23 protein-coding genes and 1 pseudogene are annotated in these 16293 nt (G+C 63.5%); 18 read left to right on the top strand and 6 right to left on the bottom strand.

The genetic code is table 11. The features are described from left to right. Window positions 1-166: 166 nt before the first annotated feature. The 7 genes from ACTS1X_RS10395 (at window position 167) to ACTS1X_RS10365 (ending at window position 7002) form a co-directional block, all read left to right on the top strand. Window positions 167-2080 (top strand): ribonucleoside-diphosphate reductase subunit alpha, encoded by a 1914-nt coding sequence (locus ACTS1X_RS10395; RefSeq protein ID WP_442614323.1) that lies wholly within the window; start codon window positions 167-169, stop codon window positions 2078-2080. A 44-nt stretch (window positions 2081-2124) separates the two neighbouring features. Beyond that, window positions 2125-2364, top strand: a complete 240-nt coding sequence (locus ACTS1X_RS10390) for a hypothetical protein (RefSeq protein ID WP_442614322.1) — start codon at window positions 2125-2127, stop codon at window positions 2362-2364. 80 nt (window positions 2365-2444) lie between these two features. Then, a complete protein-coding gene (locus tag ACTS1X_RS10385; protein ID WP_442614321.1) occupies window positions 2445-3494 on the top strand; it encodes a ribonucleotide-diphosphate reductase subunit beta in 1050 nt (349 codons plus the stop codon). A 45-nt stretch (window positions 3495-3539) separates the two neighbouring features. Then, window positions 3540-4181, top strand: a complete 642-nt coding sequence (locus ACTS1X_RS10380; RefSeq protein ID WP_442614320.1) for a hypothetical protein — start codon at window positions 3540-3542, stop codon at window positions 4179-4181. After that, window positions 4153-5340 carry a DGQHR domain-containing protein gene (locus tag ACTS1X_RS10375; protein WP_442614319.1) on the top strand — a complete coding sequence of 396 codons (1188 nt, stop codon included), beginning with the start codon at window positions 4153-4155 and terminating at the stop codon, window positions 5338-5340. Before ACTS1X_RS10380 ends, ACTS1X_RS10375 begins: the two co-directional genes overlap by 29 nt. An 82-nt stretch (window positions 5341-5422) precedes the next feature. Further along, window positions 5423-6073, top strand: coding sequence for an MT-A70 family methyltransferase (locus ACTS1X_RS10370; RefSeq protein WP_442614318.1), 651 nt, complete (start codon window positions 5423-5425; stop codon window positions 6071-6073). A 311-nt stretch (window positions 6074-6384) separates the two neighbouring features. Beyond that, window positions 6385-7002: a hypothetical protein gene (locus ACTS1X_RS10365; protein ID WP_442614317.1), complete on the top strand. Its 618-nt coding sequence runs from the start codon at window positions 6385-6387 to the stop codon at window positions 7000-7002. 324 nt (window positions 7003-7326) lie between these two features. Here the strand turns inward: ACTS1X_RS10365 and ACTS1X_RS10360 are convergent, their stop codons facing one another. Then, the gene (locus tag ACTS1X_RS10360) at window positions 7327-7848 is read right to left on the bottom strand and encodes a thermonuclease family protein (RefSeq protein WP_442614316.1); all 522 of its coding nucleotides are present in this window, start codon (window positions 7846-7848) and stop codon (window positions 7327-7329) included. Window positions 7849-8004: 156 nt separating this feature from the next. On the opposite strand from ACTS1X_RS10360, the gene ACTS1X_RS10355 reads away from it, so the two are divergent. Continuing rightward, window positions 8005-8328, top strand: a complete 324-nt coding sequence (locus ACTS1X_RS10355; RefSeq protein ID WP_442614315.1) for a TraR/DksA family transcriptional regulator — start codon at window positions 8005-8007, stop codon at window positions 8326-8328. A 9-nt stretch (window positions 8329-8337) separates the two neighbouring features. Then, window positions 8338-8874, top strand: coding sequence for a hypothetical protein (locus ACTS1X_RS10350; RefSeq protein ID WP_442614314.1), 537 nt, complete (start codon window positions 8338-8340; stop codon window positions 8872-8874). 7 nt (window positions 8875-8881) lie between these two features. Here ACTS1X_RS10350 and ACTS1X_RS10345 read toward each other — a convergent pair whose 3' ends face one another. Both ACTS1X_RS10345 and ACTS1X_RS10340 read right to left on the bottom strand, forming a co-directional pair. Next, complete coding sequence (locus ACTS1X_RS10345; RefSeq protein WP_442614313.1) at window positions 8882-9253, bottom strand: limonene-1,2-epoxide hydrolase family protein; 372 nt, start codon at window positions 9251-9253, stop codon at window positions 8882-8884. Next, window positions 9250-9924 (bottom strand): GNAT family N-acetyltransferase, encoded by a 675-nt coding sequence (locus tag ACTS1X_RS10340; protein WP_442614312.1) that lies wholly within the window; start codon window positions 9922-9924, stop codon window positions 9250-9252. The genes ACTS1X_RS10345 and ACTS1X_RS10340 overlap by 4 nt, the downstream gene beginning before the upstream one ends. 270 nt (window positions 9925-10194) lie before the next feature. Between ACTS1X_RS10340 and ACTS1X_RS10335 the strand changes: the two genes are divergently transcribed. The 4 genes from ACTS1X_RS10335 to ACTS1X_RS10320 all read left to right on the top strand — a co-directional run bounded on the left by ACTS1X_RS10335 (window position 10195) and on the right by ACTS1X_RS10320 (window position 12236). Further along, a complete protein-coding gene (locus tag ACTS1X_RS10335) occupies window positions 10195-10467 on the top strand; it encodes a YjhX family toxin (protein ID WP_442614311.1) in 273 nt (90 codons plus the stop codon). 219 nt (window positions 10468-10686) lie between these two features. After that, window positions 10687-11229, top strand: a complete 543-nt coding sequence (locus ACTS1X_RS10330) for a hypothetical protein (protein ID WP_442614310.1) — start codon at window positions 10687-10689, stop codon at window positions 11227-11229. A 146-nt stretch (window positions 11230-11375) separates the two neighbouring features. Next, a complete protein-coding gene (locus tag ACTS1X_RS10325; protein ID WP_442614309.1) occupies window positions 11376-11747 on the top strand; it encodes a glycine zipper 2TM domain-containing protein in 372 nt (123 codons plus the stop codon). Window positions 11748-11816: 69 nt separating this feature from the next. Then, window positions 11817-12236 (top strand): hypothetical protein, encoded by a 420-nt coding sequence (locus tag ACTS1X_RS10320; protein WP_442614308.1) that lies wholly within the window; start codon window positions 11817-11819, stop codon window positions 12234-12236. Here the strand turns inward: ACTS1X_RS10320 and ACTS1X_RS10315 are convergent. Beyond that, a complete protein-coding gene (locus ACTS1X_RS10315) occupies window positions 12233-12823 on the bottom strand; it encodes an SOUL family heme-binding protein (protein WP_442614307.1) in 591 nt (196 codons plus the stop codon). The genes ACTS1X_RS10320 and ACTS1X_RS10315 overlap by 4 nt on opposite strands. Window positions 12824-12883: 60 nt before the next feature. After that, complete coding sequence (locus ACTS1X_RS10310; protein ID WP_442614306.1) at window positions 12884-13303, bottom strand: ExbD/TolR family protein; 420 nt, start codon at window positions 13301-13303, stop codon at window positions 12884-12886. A gap of 136 nt (window positions 13304-13439) precedes the next feature. Here ACTS1X_RS10310 and ACTS1X_RS10305 point away from each other — a divergent pair, with 136 nt between their 5' ends. Further along, window positions 13440-13877, top strand: coding sequence for a DUF1330 domain-containing protein (locus tag ACTS1X_RS10305; protein ID WP_442614305.1), 438 nt, complete (start codon window positions 13440-13442; stop codon window positions 13875-13877). 4 nt (window positions 13878-13881) lie between these two features. On the opposite strand, the gene ACTS1X_RS10300 is transcribed toward ACTS1X_RS10305, so the two are convergent. Further along, window positions 13882-14103: a hypothetical protein gene (locus ACTS1X_RS10300; protein WP_442614304.1), complete on the bottom strand. Its 222-nt coding sequence runs from the start codon at window positions 14101-14103 to the stop codon at window positions 13882-13884. A 116-nt stretch (window positions 14104-14219) separates the two neighbouring features. Here ACTS1X_RS10300 and ACTS1X_RS10295 point away from each other — a divergent pair, with 116 nt between their 5' ends. The 4 genes and pseudogenes from ACTS1X_RS10295 to ACTS1X_RS10280 form a co-directional block, all read left to right on the top strand. Then, entirely contained in the window at window positions 14220-14717 is a 498-nt protein-coding gene (locus tag ACTS1X_RS10295; protein ID WP_442614303.1) for a hypothetical protein, read from the top strand. A 123-nt stretch (window positions 14718-14840) separates the two neighbouring features. Then, on the top strand, window positions 14841-15614 hold the full coding sequence (locus ACTS1X_RS10290; protein WP_442614302.1) for a hypothetical protein: 774 nt from the start codon (window positions 14841-14843) through the stop codon (window positions 15612-15614). A 49-nt stretch (window positions 15615-15663) separates the two neighbouring features. Then, a complete protein-coding gene (gene crcB, locus ACTS1X_RS10285; protein ID WP_442614301.1) occupies window positions 15664-16041 on the top strand; it encodes a fluoride efflux transporter CrcB in 378 nt (125 codons plus the stop codon). Further along, window positions 16038-16293, top strand: a pseudogene (locus ACTS1X_RS10280) (RluA family pseudouridine synthase); the annotation flags it as partial. The gene crcB and the pseudogene ACTS1X_RS10280, both read left to right, overlap by 4 nt.

Here is a 16293-nt window from a genome sequence, read left to right as displayed (position 1 = left end):
CGGCACCCACCCTTATTGTCGCCTGCGGACGGACCCGTGTGGATATCGGGGACAAGGGCAAATCAGTTCCCGCAAGGCCGCAAAAGGGGTGTAGGAACGGAGTTTCCGACTCGAACGAAGTGGGAACATTCCTATATGGGAATGGTGTATAAGGGGTATGAGCGCAATGGATCTGGCGAATAACGGCGAAGTCACGGTGGACGATGTGATCGACGCGATGGACGCACCGAAGACGGATGACGCGGCGGAGGAGGAGCTGAACAGCAAATCGATCCGTCCGCAAATGCATCCGATCGAGCAGGACCAGTCGCGCGACGACCTCCTCACCGAATTCGGCAAGGAGACGCTGAAGGACCGCTACCTCCTGCCCGACGAAAGCTATCAGGATCTCTTCGCGCGGGTCGCGTCGGCCTATGCCGACGATGCCGAACATGCGCAGCGGCTCTACGACTATATCTCGAAACTCTGGTTCATGCCGGCGACCCCCGTCCTCTCGAACGGCGGCACCGGGCGCGGGCTGCCGATCAGCTGCTACCTCAACAGCGTGTCCGACAGCCTCGAGGGCATTGTCGGCACCTGGAACGAGAATGTCTGGCTCGCCAGCCGCGGCGGCGGCATCGGCACCTATTGGGGCCATGTGCGCGGGATCGGCGAGCCGGTCGGCCTCAACGGCAAGACCAGCGGCATCATCCCCTTCGTCCGGGTGATGGACAGCCTTACGCTCGCGATCAGCCAGGGCTCGCTGCGGCGCGGCTCGGCGGCCTGCTATCTCGATATCTCGCATCCCGAGATCGAGGAGTTTCTCGAAATCCGCAAAGCCTCGGGCGACTTCAACCGCAAGGCGCTGAACCTCCATCACGGCGTGCTCGTCACCGACGAATTCATGGAAGCCGTGCGCGACGGCGCCGCGTTCGATCTCAAATCGCCCAAGGACGGCAGCGTCCGCGCGACCGTCGATGCGCGCTCGCTGTTCCAGAAGCTCGTCGAGACGCGGCTGGCGACCGGCGAGCCCTATATCGTCTTCAACGACACGGTGAACCGCATGATGCCCAAGCATCAGCGCGACGTGGGCCTGAAGGTTTCCACCTCGAACCTGTGCTCCGAAATCACCCTGCCGACCGGCATCGACCAGCATGGCAAGGACCGCACGGCGGTCTGCTGCCTCTCGTCGCTCAACCTCGAAATGTGGGACGAGTGGAGCGAGGACAAGCTGTTCATCGAGGATGTCATGCGCTTCCTCGACAATGTGCTGCAGGACTATATCGACCGCGCGCCCGACGAAATGGCGCGCGCCAAGTACAGCGCCGAACAGGAGCGTTCGGTGGGGCTCGGCGTCATGGGCTTCCACAGCTTCCTCCAGGCGCGCGGCCTCGGCTTCGAGAGCGCGCTGGCGAAGAGCTGGAACCTCAAAATCTTCAAGCATATCCAGACCAAGGCGTCCGAAGCCTCGATGATGCTCGCCAATGAGCGCGGACCCTGCCCCGACGCGGCCGACCAGGGCGTGATGGAGCGCTTCTCCTGCAAGATGGCGATCGCGCCGACCGCGTCGATCAGCATCATCTGCGGCGGCACATCCGCCTGCATCGAGCCGATCCCGGCCAATATCTACACGCACAAGACGCTGTCCGGCAGCTTCGTCGTCAAGAATCCCTATCTGGAAAAGCTGCTGCAGGAGAAATCGAAGGACAGCGCCAATGTCTGGAATTCGATCCTCGAGAAAGGCGGCAGCGTCCAGCATCTCGATTTCCTGACCGCCGAGGAGAAGGACAGCTTCAAGACCAGCTTCGAGATCGACCAGCGCTGGCTGCTCGAGCTTGCCGCCGATCGCGCGCCCTATATCGACCAGGCGCAGTCGCTCAACCTCTTCATCCCGGCCGATGTCGAGAAATGGGACCTGCTGATGCTCCACTTCCGCGCCTGGGAGCTCGGCATCAAGTCGCTCTACTATCTGCGGTCGAAGAGCGTGCAGCGCGCGGGCTTCGCCGGCGGCGTGGAGAGCGACAACACGCTCGATCCCGCCAAGGTCGAACTCGCGACGGCGGAAACCACCGATTATGACGAGTGTCTGGCGTGCCAGTGACGGGGCCGGCGCGCCTTGATTCTCGCCTTCTCGCCATTCTCGGCATGACCCTGCTGCTCGCCGCCTGCGCGGCGCAGCAATCGGGCGGGAGCGTCGCGCCCGAGGCGCCGGGCTTCCTGCTCGGCGTCTGGCACGGCTTCATCTTCCCGATCGCCTGGATCGTCTCGCTGTTCGTCGATACGGTCGCGATCTACGCGGTGCCCAACAATGGCGGCTGGTACGATTTCGGCTATTTCGTCGGCATCGTCTTTCTCGGCGTCGGCGCCCGGAGCGCGAAGCGATGAGGCCGGCCCGCACGATTTTCACGCGCCCCAAAAGCGCGGCGCACAGACACACGGAATAGAAGCCCAGGAGAAACCCGAAAATGTCCCTTCTCGAAGCCCGCAAGACCTACAAGCCGTTCGAATATCCCTGGGCCTATGATTTCTGGAAACGCCAGCAGCAGATCCACTGGATGCCCGAAGAGGTGCCGCTGGGCGAGGACTGCCGGGACTGGGCGCAGAAGCTCACCGATCACGAGCGCGCGCTGCTCACCCAGATCTTCCGCTTCTTCACCCAGGCCGATGTCGAGGTGCAGGACTGCTATCACGACAAGTACGGCCGCGTGTTCAAGCCGACCGAGATCAAGATGATGCTGACCGCCTTCTCCAACATGGAGACGGTCCATATCGCCGCCTATTCGCACCTGCTCGACACGATCGGGATGCCCGAGAGCGAATACAGCATGTTCCTCGAATATGAGGAGATGAAGGCCAAGCACGATTATCTGAACGAGTTCGGCGTCGACACCGACGAGGACATCGCCAAGACGCTCGCCATGTTCGGCGGCTTCACCGAGGGGCTGCAGCTCTTCGCCTCCTTCGCCATGCTGATGAACTTCCCGCGCTTCAACAAGATGAAGGGGATGGGGCAGATCGTCAGCTGGTCGGTCCGCGACGAGAGCCTGCACTGCGAGGGCGTGATCAAGCTGTTCCACGAATTCTGCGAGGAACGCGGCTGCCTGACGAAGAGCGTCAAGGAAGACATTATCGACTGCTGCCAGAAGACGGTGCGGCTCGAGGACGCGTTCATCGATCTCGCTTTCTCCGAGGGCGCGGTGCCCGGCATGACGGCCAAGGAGATCAAGCGCTATATCCGCTACATCGCCGACTGGCGCCTCGGCCAGCTCGGCCTCCCCGCCGTCTACATGATCGACGACCACCCGCTCCCCTGGCTCGCCCCGCTCCTGAACGGCGTCGAGCATGCCAATTTCTTCGAAACCCGGGCGACCGAATATTCGAAGGGCGCGACGCGCGGCGACTGGAACCAGGTCTGGGACAGCTTCGACGAGCGCAAGAAGGGCAAGGCCAACGACGACGAGGGCGAAGAGGAAGGCGAGGACATGTTCGGCGAGAAGAGTGTGGCGGCGGAGTAGTCATAGAGCATTGCTTCGACAGGAATTTCGTGCAGACTACAGATCATGTCCGCACGGGATCAGAAAAATGGCTGGCTCAGGCGTCTTGATGGATGGCCTTTTGTCGGTAAGCTTTGGAAAGTACCTCCCGAAGCTTTGAGAGAAGCTCGGAAAGAAGTTTTCTATTCCACTCTCTTTTCGACAATGCCTTTCTGGTTTCCAGTTGTTGGGCTTTTAATATTCACGGGGCGATCAAACTTTTGGGATACGATTTCGAGTGGCGGACTTTTCATATATGCTGCCGCAATACTCGGCCCGCTCGGTTACATTGTTACGAAACGTCACGGACGATACCGGCTACCAGCTGATATCGATGACGACGACGATAAAGCAGCGCTTTCTTATCGGTTTCCGGCCATGCAGGAGACATTCTACTTCGCCAGCTTCATATGCATTTTGTCGGGCGTGACATTAACAATACAAAGGTTTGCTGGCGGAGGTCCTACAGACTCTCTTGTCAATGAGACCGGTGTGGCCGTTTTATCAGTAGTGGTAGCTCTTCTGGCGACCTTTCTGCTATTCTGCGTTACTGCATATCGAAATATGATGGAAGTAATCGAAAGAGAGCATTCTGACACAATAAGTTCATCGTTAAAGCTCGAAGCTGATAATGCTTTCGATGAATGGCTGGACAGGAAGGGCGATTAAGATGGACGTTCCGCCCGATCCAAGTAAAATCGAGATCGCTTTTGACTGCATCAGAGCATCGCAACCAATCGGCGACCTTTACATTGCGTCGATACCTTACGACGACTTGATAAAATTCACCTATTTTGATGTCCGCCGCGTCATCTCGTCAGAAAGAGATGTCGAAAAATATCTAGGGATACAACGCCCAATCAATAAATCGAGGCTAAGAGACCTCGAAGCTTACGTGAACTTCATAGATGCCACATTTCCAACATCCGTAATCGTCGCCATCAATGATGCGTCTTACGCGAGTTTCGACGACGACGGTAAGATATTGACGCTCAGGAATTTTCGAGAGGAAGATTCCGAACCTAGCATCGCTATTCGGCAGCTAGGGCGAGTGATCGACGGTCAACATAGAATAGCAGGGCTCGAGGCCTTCGCCGGCGAACAATTTGATGTGTCGGTTACCCTTTTTGTTGAGGCTGATATTGCTGATCAGGCTCATATCTTCTCTACCGTAAATCTTGAGCAGACCAAGGTAAACAAGAGCCTCGTATATGATTTATACGAACTAGCTCGTACTCGCAGTCCTCAAAAAACCTGCCATGTCGTAGCGGTCAACTTGGATCGAGATGAAGATAGTCCATTTTATGGGCGAATTAAGCGACTGGGCTTTACAACTGACGGCGCTGATTTTGAACCGATAAGCCAAGCGACTTTTGTCGAGGGCCTGATGGCTCACATCACTAATGAGCCAAAGAAAGATCGTGATACTCTTCTTAGGGGAGAAAAGCTGGAGAAGGCTTCAGAGGAAGAGATTTACAGATTTGTTCTTCGAAATTTATTCATTGATGGAAAAGATGTTGAGATTATGGCTTTGATCTTTAACTATTTTTCTGCGGTACGCCAGAAATGGCCACGGGCTTGGGATGAGCGCAGCCGAGGGTATATGCTCAACAGAACTAACGGGGTAAGGGCATTGCTTAGATATTTTCGTATTGCCTATTCCAACGTAGCCCAGCCCGGCGATCCCGTCTCATTAGGTAAATTCTATGATCGTGTGTTTGAGCCTATGAGTTTGACCGATGACGACTTCAACACAGATAATTTTCCGCCTGGAACAAGCGGCGAAGCACGGCTTTTTCGTGTGCTAAGAGGTCAAGAGGAAATCTGACAACCGAATCTGTCCGACTCGTTTTTTGCACGGCTCGACTCATATAGCTTGCGCAGATCCGCTTAGTGGGAATCAGATCCTTATGACTCTGATTCCGGATCAAGCCGCTTTCTTTGCTGGCAAGTGCGATGAACTGAGCGCTTCTTGTCGGTATGGAACCATATTAGCCGATCCGCCTTGGCAATTCCAAAATCGTACCGGGAAAATAGCACCGGAGCACGGACGTTTGAAACGGTACGACACAATGTCTCTAGATGATATTTGTGCTTTGCCCGTCGCTGACATTGCCGATGAACCGGCCCATCTCTATCTTTGGGTCCCGAACGCCTTGTTGCCTGACGGGCTTCGAGTGATGGAGTCGTGGGGCTTTCGCTACGTATCCAACCTGATCTGGCACAAGATAAGAAAAGACGGTGGCTCAGACGGGCGCGGAGTAGGTTTCTATTTTCGGAACGTCACCGAAGTTCTTCTGTTTGGTGTGCGAGGTAAGAAAGCTCGAACGCTTGCTCCTGGCCGAAGTCAAGTGAACATGATCCAGAGTCGTAAACGCGAGCATAGTCGTAAGCCGGATGAGCAGTACGAGATAATAGAGGAATGCAGTTGGGGGCCGTTCCTTGAGTTGTTCGCGCGTGGCGAACGGCCAGGTTGGACAGTTTGGGGGAATCAGGCTCAAGAGAATTATGAGCCAAGTTGGCCCACTTACAGTTACAACAGTACCGTTGCTGCGGAATAGGAAAAGCTCCTTTCCACGCCTCCATTCCTTTCCCCCGCCTCGCCACCACCTGCTTGATTCCAAGGCGACACCCAAGCCGTTGATCGCCTCCTGCGACGCCTATGGCATCGAGGCCCGTATCACGAGCTGGTAGGGGCGGGTCGCTTTCGTCATTCCGGGTTTGACCCGGAATCCAGAACCATAAGCGATATCGCCTGCCGCGCTGGACCCCGGATCAAGTCCGGGGTGACGGCCTTAGATCCAATATCCTGTCCTACAATACACCATATAGGTTATAAACCGCATTTCCATCGAACCAAGGAGATGCTCTCATGGACCCGCTCGCCCCCGTCCCGCCCGACGAAACCGAAACCGCGCCGCCCGAAGCCGGCGACGCCCCGGGTTCCTCCGTCCTCGATTTCACCCCCGCCGCCCCGCGCAGGCAACGCAACGGCTGGACGGCGGAGCGGCAGCGGCTGTTCGTCGGCACCCTGGCCGAGACCGGCTGCGTGCGCGAGGCGGGGGCCGCCGCGGGGATGAGCGCGCGGTCCGCCTATCGGCTGCGCGCGCGGACCGACGGCGCGGATTTCGCCGGGGCGTGGGACGCGGCGCTCCGGCTCGCCTCGGCCCGGCTCGTGGCGCTGGCCTTCGACCGGGTGGTGAACGGCCTGCGCGAGGAGACGTGGAAGGACGGCGAACTGGTGGCGACGCGCATCCGCCCGTCCGAGCGGCTCCACCTGTTCCTGATCCGCCATCTCGCGCCGATGACCTATGGCAACCTCTCCGGCCTGATGGAGGTCGCCGTGCCCGACCCGCTCGACACCGCGCGCGACGAACTCGCCGCGCTGACCGGCCGCCTCGCCGACGTCCCGCCCGACGCCTGCCCCGCCGATCCGCTGCCCTTCGGCGCGAAGGCGGTGATCGACTGGACCGATGCGCCCCAGGCGTGAGGTGTGTCGGAATTTCTCTTGTGGACGGCGCGGTGGATTCTTTTTTGTCAGACCTTCGCTTCGCTCAGGCGCGGCACCGGGCTTCGGTTTGTCAGAACGTTGCTCGCGCAACGTCGCCGCACCGGCCCGCTCCCCCTCCCGGCCTCCCATTCAGGGTACACTCGTGGGAGGCCGGGAGGGGGTGCGGGCCGGTGCCGCTCTCGACCGACAGGTCGAGTCTGACAAAAGAATCTGCCGAGTCTGACAAACTCACGCGCATAGGCGGGACTTCTTGTGACAACTGGCCGGAAAATCCTTTGGAATCAGCGGGTCGGCAAAAAAGGCTCAGCCGCACCAGCTGCGCCGGCCGCCCGCATAGGGCCGGGCCAGCCCCTCGGCGATCAGCGTGTCGCCGACGGGCCGTCCGTCGACATGGACGCGGCGCAGCAGCCGGCCGTAGCGGTCCCGGTCGCGGCCTTCGGCGTGCAGCGTCACCGCGCCGCCGTTGAGCAGGGCGCGGAGCCGGTGTTTCGCGGCCTCGCCCAGCCGTTCCTCCGCCGCGCAGCGCGGCGGCGAGAGCTCGGGCGTGTCGATGTCGAGGATGCGGATCTTGCGCCCGTCCATCCAGAAAGTGTCGCCGTCGACGACGCAATTGACGCGCGGGCCCGATCCGCAGAGCGCGAAGGAGGCGGCGCGGGTGGCGGTGCGGGTCGCGGCGGCCGCGAAATCCTGCGGTTCGGTCGCGGCCGGTCCGGCGCGCCGCTCGGCGAATTCGAGGCCCCACATGCCGCCGATCGCGGCGATCAGCGCGATCATCAGCAGATAGGGGGCGGGGAGCCGGTTCGGTCGCGAAAAATTGCTCGCCATGGCCCGTCTATTGCCCGCCGATCGGCAAAGATCGCGTTAAGCCTCGTCCGCTTTCGCGCCGTTGCGGAGGGATTTGCGCGAGATCAAAGCCGGGCTATCACGGGGGCCGTAGACCGGGCCCGTGAAGTGCGCCCACCGTGCCAGCAGGAGTTCCGCATGATGACCGATACCGCCAAAGCCCGTCTCGAAGCCCAGCTCGCCGAGCTCGAGCAACGCGAGGCGCATCTGGCGCGCGATCTCGCCGAGCCGCTGAACGCCGATTCGTCCGAACAGGCGGTCGAGATGGAGGACGATCAGTCGCTCGAGGCGCAGGCGCGGCTCGTCACCCGCGAGATCGCCTCGGTCAAGCGCGCGCTCGCGCGGATCGAGGACGGCGAATATGGCGTCTGCGTGCGCTGCGGCGGGGACATCAACCCCAGGCGGCTCGACGTCCGGCCCGAAGCGGCGCTGTGCATTCACTGCGCCTCGAAAGAGGGCTAGGCTGGCGCGATGATTCCTTGGCGCCTCGCCCCGATCGCGATACTCGCGGCGCCGCTCGCTTCGGCCTGCGGCGCCGGGGCCGGTGACGGCAGCGCGCAGGAGGCGGTCGAGACGGTCGCGCTGCCTGACGCGGATATCGCGCCGGACGAAGCCGCCGCGCTCGAAGCGCAGGTGGCGGCGCTCTATGCCGATCCCTTCGCCGTCGACACGCTGAACCCGCCGCTGCCGATGACCGCCGAGCTGGCCGCGCTGTTCGCGGCCGAGCGGGCGGCCGCCGAGGCGAATGAGGGGCTGGCGCCGAACCTCGATTATGCCTGGCATGTCGACGGGCAGGATGCCGAGATTACCGGGCTGGCGATCACCCGCGAACCGATCGCGCCGGGGCTGGTCGCCGTGATCGCGCGGTTCGAGAATTTCGGCGAGCCGCGCACCGTCCGCTATGTCTGGGCGCAGCAGGGGGCCGACTGGCGGCTGGCCGATATCGTGATCGGCGAGGCCGAGGACGCGATGGCCGTCACGCTGTCGGAAAGCCTGCGCACGCGGTGAGCGGGTCTCAGCCGGCAAGCGCCCTGGTATAGGTCGCCATGTCGAAATAGTCGCGCCAGACCGCGATCTTGCCGTCCTCCATCTCGAATATTCCGCAACAGGGCAGGTCGATTTCGATATCGCCGATCCTCGTGCGGTCGAGCCGCTCGGCGATCACGGTATCCCCCTCGCCCATGATGGTCAGTATGTCCCAGTCGGTCCGCGTCCAGCTGGCGATGAAGCCGCCGATGAACCGTTCGAGCGCGGCATGGCCGCTCACCGGCGCGGCGGGCATGTTGTGATAGGTGCCGGTTTCGGTGAAATAGCCGGTCAGTTCCCTGGCATCGAGGCGCGACCAGGCGGCGATGAAGTCCCGGATGATGGCGATATTGTCGGTCATGGTTTGCTCCCTCTCGTATCGGCCGCATCGGTCGGCGGCATGGTCTCTTCGCTCGGCGTCCGGCGCATCCATTCGGCGCGGGTGACTTCCCAGACCAGCGAAGGCCGGCTCGTCCCGTCGTCGCGATGGCTCGTCACTTCGCCCATCCGCCGGAAGCCGAGATGGTCGAGCAGCCGGGCGGTGCGGACATTGTCGGGCGCGGCGGTCTCGCAGATCAGGTCCAGGCCCAGCGCCTCGAACATCCAGGTGAAGCCGCGCTCGGCGCCGAGGATGCCGCGCCGCCGGCCCTGCCGGTCCGGATGGACGGCGCCGCCCATTTCGCCGGCCGTCCAGTGCGGCCAGATCGCGAGATCAGTATAGCCGCCGATCCCGCCGTCGCTGAAATTGAGGAAGAGCAGCCCCTCGCCGCGCTCGCGCTCCTCGCAGTGACGCTCGATGAACCGGCGGACGCTGTCGGGCGTCAACGGTCGCGGCAAGGTATAGATCGGCGCATGGATCGCCGGGTCGCTCAAAAAGGCGTGGAACAGGTCGGCGTCGTCGGGCGTCGCGAGGCGCGAGCGTTCATCGTCCGTCGCCATCGCCGTCGCCGAGCACACCGCGGCGCGGATCGCCGCCTCGGTTTCGGCCGAGGCCGGGTTTCTCGTGATCGGTATCGCGCTCTTTTCAGCCATCGAAGACAACATCACTCCGCACATGAACCGGCATCGCATATTGCCTCGCCGCTATGTGTACTGCTAATCGCGCCACCGCAAACAAGACCAGAGTGTTTTATGAAGGAAATTGTCGCCCGCTGATGGACGGCCCGGGATGGATTCCCGGTGACCCGTCGGTTCGCAACCGTCCGCCACGCTCGGTCGAGTCTGGCGGCGCCGTGTTGCGCCTGTCCACCTCAGCAAGGAGCCGGCGGGATCGTCCCGCCCGCTCCGGGGTCACGATTTCCGATGAATATTTCGAAACATGAGCAGCGCACGCTGCACGTACTCGCCCAGGGCGGGCATATCGCCCATGAACATGCGCCGGCCGCGGATGGTTCGCGGGGGCGGATCGTCAACATCACCTGCTTCACGCGCGAGGGCTATGTCCTGTCCGACTGCGCTATGAGCGTGTTCCGGAAGCTCAAGCGCCGCCGGTTGATCGTCAGCCGCGGCAGCGGTCCTTACCGGATCAGCCGCAAGGGGCTCGACGCGGTTCGGCCGCAGCTCGACAACCGCTGACCGCGGGCCGCGCGGGACCGGACGTCCCGCGCCGCCTCGCCGGAACGCTGGCCGGAGCCCTAGCGGCGCGCGGCGGACGGAGCCTGAGCATCGCGCGCGCGCCGCGCTCCATCGGCCGTGGGCGGCGTTTTGCGCCCCGATCCCGGCTCCCGATCGAAAAGGGCTGGGCACGGCGTCCGGAGTGGCGCACGATACTGGCAAAGAGAGGGGAGACTTGCCATGCGCCGCTTTTTCCATGTCGTCGCACTGCTGCTGCTGGCCTGCGCCGCGATACCGGGCGCGGCGCAGGACGCGCCGCCCGAACCGGCGTCCGGCGCCGTCGAGCAACTCCGCCATGCGGTGGGCCTGTGGAATGTCGAGACCGATTTCATCGCGGCGGACGGCAGTGTGACGCGGACGCTGACCGGCCAATACCGGTTCGGCTGGGTCGTCCCCGACCGGGTCGTGTCGGGCATGAGCACGATCCCGGAGCTCAACCAGGCATCCGCCATCCTGTTCTTCGTACGGCCGAGCCTTAACGAGATCGAGATGGCGTCGGTCGGCGCGGACGGCCATCTGTGGCGGATGATCGGCCCCGACACGAGCGAAACGCGCACGACGCCGAACACGGCCATGGCGGACGGATCGACGCTGATGCTGCGCTTCACGCGCTACGATGTCGAGCGCGACCGGTTCCGGTCCCGCATGGAAATGTCGACCGACGGCGGTGGGACCTGGCGGCTCGGCAACCGGCAGCGTTTCGTGAGGGCCGAGGAGAACTGATCCGCGCGTGAAACTGGTCGCAGAAATCGAACCGCCGGTCGCGGAACGGCCGTCCGCGCCCGATCGTTGCCGGTCATTCATGCAACCCGGACTAGCGATTGCCGTTGAGGGTTCATTGTCGCAACCCCCGTTGAGAGGAATGTTCGATGCGTAAAACAGTGATTGCCTGCGCCGCCACGATCATGGCCATGACGGCCGCTCCGGCGCTTGCCGGTTCCGGCGAATATGCGCCCGCATGGGGCCAGACGGCCCACGCGGCCGGCCTCACCCAGATCGCCTATTATGACCGCGACGACGACGATTATTATCGCGGGCGCGTCTGGCGAGACCGCGACGGCCGTTATCGCTGCCGCCGCGACGATGGCACGGTCGGCCTGCTGGTCGGCGGCGCGGCCGGGGCGCTGCTCGGCCGCGAGATCGACGGCGGGCGGGACCGCACGGTCGGAACGATCGTCGGCGCCGGGGTCGGCGCGCTCATCGGCCGCGAGATCGACCGCAGCGATTCCCGCTGCGAATAACCGGCCGAAAGGCACAACCGGTCTTCCCCCGCCGCCCGGCTCGTCATAGACTGGACGGCGGAGAAAGCCGTGGACGCACCGCAGACACAATATCGGGTGATTGAGCGGGGCCGGAAGCTGATCGTTCTCGACGCCCGCACCAACCTGCCCCCCAAACAGGCGGCGGACCTGAATCCCGCATCCGGGGACCGGCGGCCGGTCGAGCCCGAGCGCGTTCCGCACCCCGTCAGCCGGGTCGGCCCGCAACCCGGCGCGCGCACCAAGGCCGACTATCCCGACGGGTTGGAACGCCTGGCCGACTTGAAATTATTCGGGCGTTCAGACCGGAACGACGAGGGCCTGAACCCGGCGTCGATCGGTTTCGGCGCCTTTGCGATAGCCATGGTCTTCGCGATCATGATCGGCGGCTTTACCGGATTTCTGATGGCCGCCGCCGCGATCGCGATCGCCGGCAATGCCGCGCTCAAACATGTCGGCAAGCGCAGCTAGGCGACCGGGATCAGAACCTCGTTGCGCCGCAAGGGCCCCGGGATGAAAGGCGAATTGTAAAACGCATATTCGACGGCGCCGGCCGGCTCGAGGCTGTTCGCCGCCATCCATTCGCGCAGATCCGCCTCATGGGCGGCAAGCGCCTCGTCCTCGGCATTGCCCGAAAACCGGATCGCCGCGATCTTGCGCGGCGGCTGTTCGACGAGCGTGACGCCGGGCGCCGGTTCCGGCAGTTTCGCCTTGCCGAGCCGCCGGGGCATCACGAACCGGGTCCGCCAGCCGGCCTCGTCGGCCGCGCGGTCGGACAGGACGGGCGATGTCATCGGGATTTTCCTGCCGGGGCGGGAGCGCGCGAAGATATAGTCGGCGAGCACCCGGAACCCGTTGCCGAGCGCGGTCTCGCGCTGCCCTTCCTGGACCGTTTCGGCAACCATCATCGCCGGATAGGCGCGCAGCGCGAACCGCCCTTCCTCGATCAGCAGGTCATATTCCGGCTTTTCGCTGTTGCGCTCGTTGAGATAATAGGCGGCAGCGGCCACCGCCGCCGTACCGGCCGCCGCGGCGGCAATCCATCGTGCTTTTCCCATGGCCCGACTGTGCCGCGAAACGCGGCGCGGCGCAAGCGGATCGGTGGTCAGGACGTTCGGTCAAAAGGCCCGGGCGAAGCGCGCATTGTCGGCGAACCCGACCTGGGTCACGCCGGCGCGGTTCACCGCGGCCAGCACCTCGTCGACGCGTTCGTAACGCGCTTCCGAAGATGCATCGATCACGAGCCGGGGCCGTGCCGGGTCGGCGGCCATCGCTTCAAGCCGTCCGGGCAACGCCGCCGCGGGGAGCGTCTGGCCGTCCCAGCTCAGCGCGCCCGACGGCGCGATCGCCAGGGTGTGGTCGGGCGGCGGAGCGCCTTCGGCGGGGCCGGGGAGCGGCAGGTTGAGCGGCACTTTGTGGGTCAGCACGGGCAGGGCGATCAGGAACATGATCAGCAGTACGAGCATCACGTCGATCAGCGGCGTCGTGTTCATCTCGCGCATCGGTTCGGCTTCGGGCGGCGCGACATATCTTGGCATGGCTGTTCTCCCTCTCCCAACAACATGTATGATATACCATAACTTAAAACGCGGAGAAAGCCGTGGGATCGCGGATGGGGTGGACAAGGCCCGCTAGCGCCTTGACGCTGGACCGCCTGCGGGCGACGGTTGGCGCATGAGCGATGAAAATTATGTCGACCCGAGCCGGGTCAATTTCGATGCCTTCAAGGCGCTGGACCGCGATCAGCCGGTGGCGATGCTGAATCTCGTCCGGTTCCGCGACAAGGCGGACTATCCGGACGGACATCCGATGGCGGGCAAGGGATTGAGCGGCGCGGAGGCCTATGCGCTGTACGGCGAGGAGAGCGGCCCGGTCTTCGAACGGGTCGGCGGAACCATATTATGGTCGGGCGAGCCGCAGACGATCGTCATCGGTCCGGAGGACGAGCGTTGGGACACGGCATTCGTCGCCCATTATCCCAAGGCGAGCGATTTTCTCGCAATGGTCACGGACCCCGACTATCGAGAGGCGGTCGTTCACCGCCAGGCGGCGGTCGAAACCTCGCGGCTGATCCGCCACAGGCTCCGCGACCCGGGCAGCGGCTTCGGCTGAAGCGCTAGAGGATTCCGCCGCCAAGCATCAGGCGGAGAATCCCCACGACGATGACGATCAGGTTGAAATTGCGGCCGCCATTGCTGTCCGACAGCAGCCCGATCACGAGTCCGACAAAGGCCACGGGCAGCATGAACCAGTTGACCCAGCCGAGAAGGGGAATGAGCCCGATCAGGGCGAGGAGCGCGGCGAAAAGCCCGATCAGGATCGAAACAATATTGAGCATCTCGTCTACACCCGCTGTCTGCGAAAGTTGCTGTGTTAGTGATATAGGTCACTCGGTTTGGCGCTTCAAGGGCGCTATGCGATAAACCGCATATGGCGGTTTGAGGGAGGAAAGTCATGCGGACGATACATATGGTCCCGGCGGTCGCGCTGCTGGCGCTGGCGGCGTGCGGCGGATCGAACGAGCAGGTCTATCGCGGCCCCGATGGCGAAGAGGTGCGGGTCGAACGCGGCGGCGACGGAACGACCACCTATCGGAGCGGAGACGGTGAAACCGTCATCACGACCGGTGAACTCGGCGCCGAGATGCCGGCCGGACTGCCCCGCTATCCGGGCGCCGATACCAGCCGGGGCTTGAACATCGATGCCACGGGCCGGGATGGCGGATCGGGCCAGGTGTCCAGTTTCCAGACCGATGACGCCCCGGCCGAAGTGATCGCCTTTTACCGCCGGGCACTGGAGAGCGACGGTTATTCGATCGCCGCGACGATGGATATGGGCCAGAGCCAGATGATCGTGGCCGAGCGCCAGGACGGAGAGGGCGGCGTCCAGATCACGGCGACCGATATGAACGGTCAGGGCACGTCGGTCTCGGTGATTGCGGGCGGCGGCTGAGTCCGCCGGCGGAACGGGACAATATGAAGAAATCGTAAATTTTTCGCCGTTCACCATGTTTCTGCACCTTTTGGTAACCTTTAACCGCGAGAATCCGGCGCTTCCGACAAGGAGCCGCGGATCATGACGCTTAACCGATTCTCAACGACAGCCGCCATCGCGCTGGGCCTGACGCTCGCCGCCTGCGGCACGGGCCAGACCGATACCGACACCGAGGCGCTAGACGAGGCGCTGCTCGGCGAAGCGGACAATAGCGATCCCGCGCTCACGACTGCGCTCGAGGACCAGATCATGGTCGACCAGGAACTGGCCGGCCAGTCCAACGCCAATGCCGCGCTCCCCGGCGACGCCGTGAGCGGCGCGCCGATCCCGGAAACGCTGCACACCATGCGCGACGCGCAGGAGGCGATCAGCCAGGGCCGCCTGCTGTCGGCGCCGGCCCCGACGCGCGGCGAGGATTGCGTGGACTGCGCCGACGGTCGCAGCGCGGCGCAGGGCGAAACGACGCTCGGCGCGATGGCCGAGCGTCAGGCGAGCGACCCCGGTGTCGACCGCTGCGACGGCACGGTCGAATATGGCATGGCATGGGCGACGACGTTGCCGCGCGCCTTCGACGTCTATCCGGGCTCGGAAGTGGCCGAAGCCGCCGGCTACAACCAGCCCAATTGCCGGATGCGCGTCGTCAGCTTCCGCACGACCGCGTCGATGGAGCATCTGATCGACTGGTACTACACCCGCGCCGTGCGTTCGGGCTATTCGTCCGAGCACCAGCTGCGTCACGACAACAATGTGCTCGGCGGCTACCGGTCGCGCGACGAGGGCGCCTATTACATCATCTTCGCCCCGCGGCGCGGCGGCGGCACCGATGTCGACGTGATCGTCAGCAACGGAAGCTAGGGCGCCGCAACGGCTAGCCCAATCCGCGCCGCTCCGGTAGAGGGCGGCCATGCCTTACCTGTTTCTCGTCATGGCGGGCGGTGCGATCGGAGCGGGACTGCGTTTCCTGCTCGGTCGCTTTGCGCTCCACCAGTTCGGTCCCGGCTTTCCTTGGGGTACGCTGGGCGCCAATATCCTGGGCGGGCTCGCCATGGGCGTGCTCGCGGGGCTGCTTGCCCGGTTCGGGGGCGGCGGCGAGGGATGGCGGCTGTTCATCGGCGTCGGGATACTGGGCGGCTTCACGACCTTCTCGGCCTTCAGCCTGGAGACCGCCAACATGATCGAGCGCGGCGCGCTCGGCGTCGCCGCCGGCTATGCGGCGGTTTCCGTCATCGGATCGGTCGCGGCCCTGTTCGCCGGGCTCTGGCTGATGAGGGCGGCGGCATGACCGAAACTTTCAGCGACGATGTGCGGCAGTTCACGGTCGACGCAGAGGATGACGGCATCCGGCTCGACCGCTGGTTCAAGCGCAACCTGCCCGAGGCGACCTTCAACATCGTCTCGCGCTGGTCGCGCACGGGTCAGCTCCGGCTCGACGGCAAGCGCGCGGCGCCGGGCGACCGGATCGAGACCGGCCAGGTGATCCGCGTGCCGCCGGCCGAGGCACCCAAGACGCAGCGGCCGAAGACGGAGCGCCGGC

Source organism: Parasphingopyxis sp. (assembly GCF_052168275.1).
Lineage (GTDB): Bacteria > Pseudomonadota > Alphaproteobacteria > Sphingomonadales > Sphingomonadaceae > Parasphingopyxis.
The sequence above is the reverse complement of the archived record's forward strand: the minus strand, read 5'-3'. Positions and strand labels throughout refer to the sequence as shown.

What these genes read in the sequence shown, in the direction of transcription:
- ACTS1X_RS10315 (WP_442614307.1), bottom strand. Translation starts at nt 12,823, where the DNA reads ATGGGAAAAGCACGATGGATTGCCGCCGCGGCGGCCGGTACGGCGGCG.
- ACTS1X_RS10350 (WP_442614314.1), top strand. Translation starts at nt 8,338, where the DNA reads ATGATTCCTTGGCGCCTCGCCCCGATCGCGATACTCGCGGCGCCGCTC.
- ACTS1X_RS10325 (WP_442614309.1), top strand. Translation starts at nt 11,376, where the DNA reads ATGCGTAAAACAGTGATTGCCTGCGCCGCCACGATCATGGCCATGACG.
- ACTS1X_RS10380 (WP_442614320.1), top strand. Translation starts at nt 3,540, where the DNA reads ATGTCCGCACGGGATCAGAAAAATGGCTGGCTCAGGCGTCTTGATGGA.
- ACTS1X_RS10310 (WP_442614306.1), bottom strand. Translation starts at nt 13,303, where the DNA reads ATGCCAAGATATGTCGCGCCGCCCGAAGCCGAACCGATGCGCGAGATG.
- ACTS1X_RS10370 (WP_442614318.1), top strand. Translation starts at nt 5,423, where the DNA reads ATGACTCTGATTCCGGATCAAGCCGCTTTCTTTGCTGGCAAGTGCGAT.
- ACTS1X_RS10395 (WP_442614323.1), top strand. Translation starts at nt 167, where the DNA reads ATGGATCTGGCGAATAACGGCGAAGTCACGGTGGACGATGTGATCGAC.
- ACTS1X_RS10360 (WP_442614316.1), bottom strand. Translation starts at nt 7,848, where the DNA reads ATGGCGAGCAATTTTTCGCGACCGAACCGGCTCCCCGCCCCCTATCTG.
- ACTS1X_RS10355 (WP_442614315.1), top strand. Translation starts at nt 8,005, where the DNA reads ATGATGACCGATACCGCCAAAGCCCGTCTCGAAGCCCAGCTCGCCGAG.
- ACTS1X_RS10300 (WP_442614304.1), bottom strand. Translation starts at nt 14,103, where the DNA reads ATGCTCAATATTGTTTCGATCCTGATCGGGCTTTTCGCCGCGCTCCTC.
- ACTS1X_RS10305 (WP_442614305.1), top strand. Translation starts at nt 13,440, where the DNA reads ATGAGCGATGAAAATTATGTCGACCCGAGCCGGGTCAATTTCGATGCC.
- ACTS1X_RS10335 (WP_442614311.1), top strand. Translation starts at nt 10,195, where the DNA reads ATGAATATTTCGAAACATGAGCAGCGCACGCTGCACGTACTCGCCCAG.
- ACTS1X_RS10330 (WP_442614310.1), top strand. Translation starts at nt 10,687, where the DNA reads ATGCGCCGCTTTTTCCATGTCGTCGCACTGCTGCTGCTGGCCTGCGCC.
- ACTS1X_RS10340 (WP_442614312.1), bottom strand. Translation starts at nt 9,924, where the DNA reads ATGGCTGAAAAGAGCGCGATACCGATCACGAGAAACCCGGCCTCGGCC.
- ACTS1X_RS10295 (WP_442614303.1), top strand. Translation starts at nt 14,220, where the DNA reads ATGCGGACGATACATATGGTCCCGGCGGTCGCGCTGCTGGCGCTGGCG.
- ACTS1X_RS10365 (WP_442614317.1), top strand. Translation starts at nt 6,385, where the DNA reads ATGGACCCGCTCGCCCCCGTCCCGCCCGACGAAACCGAAACCGCGCCG.
- ACTS1X_RS10385 (WP_442614321.1), top strand. Translation starts at nt 2,445, where the DNA reads ATGTCCCTTCTCGAAGCCCGCAAGACCTACAAGCCGTTCGAATATCCC.
- crcB (WP_442614301.1), top strand. Translation starts at nt 15,664, where the DNA reads ATGCCTTACCTGTTTCTCGTCATGGCGGGCGGTGCGATCGGAGCGGGA.
- ACTS1X_RS10390 (WP_442614322.1), top strand. Translation starts at nt 2,125, where the DNA reads ATGACCCTGCTGCTCGCCGCCTGCGCGGCGCAGCAATCGGGCGGGAGC.
- ACTS1X_RS10290 (WP_442614302.1), top strand. Translation starts at nt 14,841, where the DNA reads ATGACGCTTAACCGATTCTCAACGACAGCCGCCATCGCGCTGGGCCTG.
- ACTS1X_RS10375 (WP_442614319.1), top strand. Translation starts at nt 4,153, where the DNA reads ATGAATGGCTGGACAGGAAGGGCGATTAAGATGGACGTTCCGCCCGAT.
- ACTS1X_RS10345 (WP_442614313.1), bottom strand. Translation starts at nt 9,253, where the DNA reads ATGACCGACAATATCGCCATCATCCGGGACTTCATCGCCGCCTGGTCG.